Here is a 4,376-nt window from a genome sequence, read left to right as displayed (position 1 = left end):
TTCTGCAAGGTCATGCTCACCGACGGCCTCAACGCCAAGAAGCACGAGGACCCGGCATACGCCGACGTCGAGGTCGTCGACATCGCCCAGATGCTCCTCGCCGCCGTCCACCGCGGCGACGCCGGCACCCCAGCGGCAGCCGGCTCCCCCGAGCCCGCCTGACCCGACCGGGGGGCCTCCCAGATATCTGCGGGGCTGGACATCGCTATAGCGATATCCAGCCCCGCAGATATCTGGGCTCTCGCGCGGGCCCGCAAGTCGCCGGCGAACAGTAGCCAAGTGCTCGATCGGCGCGCATGCTTGGAAAGGTCAGGCTGACCTTCTTCACGCGCAGGAGAGCCCCATGCAACGACGAGTTCCTGTCATCCCGGACGGAGTCCCGGTCCTGTCGGCCGGGCGGCACCGCAACCCCCGCAAGGGCGCCTGCTTCATGGAGATGGCGTCGTTCCTCGCGGGCGAGAAGTGGAGCGACCACCCGGCATGCACCCACCCCCTGCTGGCTGCCGTGGCGCGGACCGTCAACGACTCCCTCGGGGACCGTGCGCGTCAGCAGCTCACCGCGATGATCCCCGAGGTCATCGGGCTCATCCCGGACGACGAGCGGGTCGAGCCCATCCTCGCCCTGCGCTGCGCGCAGGCGGCGCTAGCGGTCGCCTCGGCGGAGCGGCAGAACGTCCTCGCCGTCGGCATCCTCACGGCCGAGCGGGTCCTCGCCGAGCTCGAGGGCCGCCCGGTATCGGACCTCACCGAGCGCTCGCGTGCGGCCCTCGACACCGTGCCGTTGGCCGAGCACTGGGCGCGCACCTTCAGCAGCCGGCGACCCACGAGCCTCGCCTCCTTCCGCAAGAACGCCGCGCCGACCATGGTGGCGGTCGCCGTCGAGGGGCTCGGGCACGCCTGTGTGTCTGAGAACGAGACCCGGCTCGTCCGGCTGCTGCGCGAGTGCATCGACGAGTGCGTGCGCCTGTCTGCCGCCACCCGTCCGGTCACTCCTGCCGCCAGCCCTCCGGCCCCCTGGACCCGGCCCGAGTCCACCCCGGATCCTGTCCAGGCTCCCCCAGCGCCGCGTCGAGCCTGGGCAGGCTGATCAGCAGCGAAGGCCCGTCCGACCTCCTGGGTCGCACGGGCCCTCGTCGCAGGTAGTGCGTCGCAGGTGGTGCGACGTCAGTCGAGGCCGGCCGACTTCAGCCACGCCGACGCGACGTCCTTGGCGTCCTTGTGGTCGACGACGACCTCCTTGACCATCTGGGCCAGCGCCGGGGTGTCGAGCTTGGCAGAGACGGCGTCGAGGGCCGCGGTGAGCTTGGCGTCGGCCACCTCCTGGCGCACAAGGGGGACGACGTTGTCGGAGCCGAAGAGCCGCTTGGGGTCCTCGAGCACGACGAAGCTGTTGGCCGCGATCGACGGGTCGGTGCTGAAGATGTTGGCGGCCTTGACCTGGCCGTTCTTGAGCGCGTCCACGGTGGCCTGGCTCTTGAGGGGCCGGAACTCCTTGGGGACGAGGTTGTACTCCGACTTGAGGCCGACGAGCCCCTGCTGGCGGGTCTTGAACTCGGGCGGTGCCGCGATGGTGAGCTCCGCCTGGTGGGCCACGAGGTCGGGAATGGCCTTCAGCGACCAGGCGTCGGCCGTCTCCTTGGTCACGACGAGGGAGTTCTTGTCCTCCGCCGCGGACTTGGCGAGCACGGTCAGGCCCGTGGGCAGGATCTTCTTCAGCTCGGCATACACCGCCTCGGCGTCCTTGGCCGTCGACGCCTTGTCATAGTAGGTCGTCAGGGAGCCTGTGTACTCGGGCAGGACGTCGACCTCGCCGCCGGTGATCGCCTTGAGGTAGGTCTCACGGGAGCCGATGTTGAACGTGCGCTGCACCGTGAGGCCGTCACCCTCGAGCGCCTGGGCGTAGAGCTCGCCGAGGAGGGCCGACTCCGGGAAGTCGGCGGATCCCACCGTCAGCGAGGACCGGCCCGCGCCGCCGGACGAGCTGGCGGTGGCGCCGGGCGCCGTTCCCGTGCCGAGAGGGTCGGAGGACCCGCAGGCGGCGAGCGGCACGACCGCGGCGAGGAGCATCCCGACGGCCAGGGTGCGGGGGCGTGTCATGAGGGGTCCCTTTCGACGGGGCTGTCCAGCGAGGCGGCCGCCTCGTGGAGGGAGACTCTGGCGGGCCCGAGCGGCATGGCGACGGCACCCCTTCGCGCAACGTGGACGGCCCGGCCGGAGATTCCCGGCGAGACGGCGAAGCGCTGGACGACGGCGAGCAGTCCGTCGGCGGCGAGAGCGAGGACCGCGACCAGGAGGGAGCCGGCCACGGTCTGGACGTAGTCGCGGCTGGCCAGGCCGTCGATGAGGTAGCGCCCCAGCCCGCCGAGGCTCACCGACGCGGCGATGGTGGCCGTGGCGACGACCTGCAGGGTCGCGCTGCGCAGCCCCGAGAGCAGGAGCGGCAGGGCGCACGGCAGCTCGACGAGGCGCAGCACCTCGAGCGGGCGCATGCCCATGCCCCGCGCGGCGTCGCGGGCGGCCGGGTCGACGCTGTCGATCCCGGCATACGTGCCCGAGAGCAGCGGAGGCACCGCGAGCAGGACGAGGACGACGATGCTCGGGATGACGAAGGCGAGGTTGCTCGTGATCAGTGGTCCGACCGCCATGGACACCGCGAAGAGGAGCCCCAGGCTCGGGATGGCGCGTGCGACGTTGGCCGAGGACACCAGCCAGCGCAGCCGGCCCGTGTGGCCCACCCAGGAGCCCACCGGCAGCGCCACGACGCCGGCGAGAAGGAGGGTGATGGCGGTGTAGAGCAAATGCTCGCCCACCCGACTGGGTATGCCGTCGGACCCGCTCCAGTGGTCCGGGTCCTGGAACCAGGCGAGCACCGAGCCGATCATGCGGAGGCCCTCGTCCACGGCGTGGCGGCTCGTGCGATGCCGAGGATGACGAGGTCGAAGACGAGCGCGAGGAGCACGCAGGCGACGATGCCGACCCACACCTCCGTCGCGAAGGTGCGGTCGTAGCCCTCGGTGAGGTAGTGGCCGAGCTGGGAGATGCCGACGAGGGAGGAGACGCTGACGATGCTCACGTTGCTCACCGCCGCAACCCGCAGGCCGGCTGCAAGCACGGGGACGCCGAGCGGGAGGTCGACCGCGAGGAACCGGCCGAGGCCGCCGTAGCCCATGGCGATGGCGGCCTGCCGGGTTGCGGCGCTCACCGACCCGAGGGCGTCGGCGACGGCGCGGACGAGCAGCGCCACGGAGTAGATGGTCATGGCGACGATGACGTTGGCCGGGTCGAGCGTCCGGGTCGGGATGACCAGCGGCAGGAGGATGAACAGGGCGAGCGACGGGATCGTGTAGAGCAGCCCCGTGACGGTGAGGAGCGGTCCGCGCGCCCACCGGGTGCGGGCCGCGAGCCACCCGAGCGGCAGGGCGATCAGCAGGCCCAGCAGGAGCGGCAGCCCGGCCAGCCAGGCATGCTCGCGGGCGCGCAGCAGGATCTCCCCGAGGTGGTCGAGGGCCCAGGTCACGACGCCGCCTCTCCCGCCGGGCGCCCCTCGTGGCGCTCGAGGGCCCGAACCACGTCCGAGGCGCGGATGGTGCCGAGGAAGCGGCCGTCGGGGCCGACCACGACCCCACGCCCGGACGGCGAGCTGAGGGCGGCGTCGAGCACTGCGCGCAGGGAACCGGTCGAGGAGGCCACGGTGCCGCCGCGGTGCAGTGAGCTGCGGTCGATCGGTCCCCTGAGGTCCGCCGGACGGGCCCAGCCGAGCGGCTCGCGGCCCTCGCCGACGACCAGGACCCACGCGCGTCCGGCGGCGCGCAGCGGCTCCGGCGGATCACCGAGAGTGGCGGTCACCTCGTCGGCGAGCGAGAGCTCCGGCGCGTCGACGAAGCTGAGCGCCCGGTAGCCGCGGTCTCGACCGACGAAGTCCGCGACGAAGTCGTCGACGGGGTCGGCGAGGAGCCGCGCCGGCGAGTCGAGCTGGGCCAGGCGGCCACCGACCCGCAGCACGGCGACCTGGTCGCCGAGCTTGATCGCCTCGTCGATGTCGTGGGTGACGAAGAGGATCGTCTTGCCGAGCTCGCCCTGCAGCCGGAGGAACTCGTCCTGCAGCTGCTCGCGCACGACAGGGTCGACGGCCGAGAAGGGCTCGTCGAGGAGCATCACCGGCGGGTCGGCTGCCAGCGCCCGGGCGACGCCGACGCGCTGCTGCTGGCCGCCGGAGAGCTGGGCGGGATAGCGCCGGGCGAGGTCCGGGGCCAGGCCGACGCGCTCGATGAGGTCCATGGCGCGCTCCCGGGCCCGGCGCCGGTCCCAGCCCAGCAGCCGCGGAACGGTCGTCACGTTGTCCATGACCGTGCGGTGCGGGAACAGGCCTGCCTGCT

5 protein-coding genes are annotated in these 4,376 nt (G+C 72.3%); 1 reads left to right on the top strand and 4 read right to left on the bottom strand.

Annotated elements, in window-relative coordinates; genetic code table 11:
• Positions 1-343 precede the first annotated feature (343 nt).
• Positions 344-1,087, top strand: coding sequence for a hypothetical protein (locus VFJ94_RS08930; protein ID WP_325003852.1), 744 nt, complete (start codon positions 344-346; stop codon positions 1,085-1,087).
• A gap of 77 nt (positions 1,088-1,164) precedes the next feature.
• Here VFJ94_RS08930 and VFJ94_RS08925 read toward each other — a convergent pair whose 3' ends face one another.
• From VFJ94_RS08925 to VFJ94_RS08910, 4 genes are all read right to left on the bottom strand, one after another.
• Positions 1,165-2,097: an ABC transporter substrate-binding protein gene (locus VFJ94_RS08925; protein WP_325003851.1), complete on the bottom strand. Its 933-nt coding sequence runs from the start codon at positions 2,095-2,097 to the stop codon at positions 1,165-1,167.
• Positions 2,094-2,882, bottom strand: coding sequence for an ABC transporter permease (locus VFJ94_RS08920; protein WP_325003853.1), 789 nt, complete (start codon positions 2,880-2,882; stop codon positions 2,094-2,096). Before VFJ94_RS08920 ends, VFJ94_RS08925 begins: the two co-directional genes overlap by 4 nt.
• Positions 2,879-3,517 carry an ABC transporter permease gene (locus VFJ94_RS08915; RefSeq protein ID WP_325003850.1) on the bottom strand — a complete coding sequence of 213 codons (639 nt, stop codon included), beginning with the start codon at positions 3,515-3,517 and terminating at the stop codon, positions 2,879-2,881. Before VFJ94_RS08915 ends, VFJ94_RS08920 begins: the two co-directional genes overlap by 4 nt.
• On the bottom strand, positions 3,514-4,376 hold an 863-nt coding region (locus VFJ94_RS08910; protein WP_325003849.1), incomplete at its 5' end, for an ATP-binding cassette domain-containing protein. The genes VFJ94_RS08910 and VFJ94_RS08915, both read right to left, overlap by 4 nt.

Origin of the sequence: Intrasporangium sp., from assembly GCF_035688975.1 — a bacterium.
GTDB lineage: Bacteria > Actinomycetota > Actinomycetes > Actinomycetales > Dermatophilaceae > CALMNV01.
This window is presented reverse-complemented; position numbering and strand designations above follow the sequence as displayed.

Coding starts and splice junctions, on each gene's coding strand:
- VFJ94_RS08920 (WP_325003853.1), bottom strand. CDS start 2,882: ATGATCGGCTCGGTGCTCGCCTGGTTCCAGGACCCGGACCACTGGAGC.
- VFJ94_RS08930 (WP_325003852.1), top strand. CDS start 344: ATGCAACGACGAGTTCCTGTCATCCCGGACGGAGTCCCGGTCCTGTCG.
- VFJ94_RS08925 (WP_325003851.1), bottom strand. CDS start 2,097: ATGACACGCCCCCGCACCCTGGCCGTCGGGATGCTCCTCGCCGCGGTC.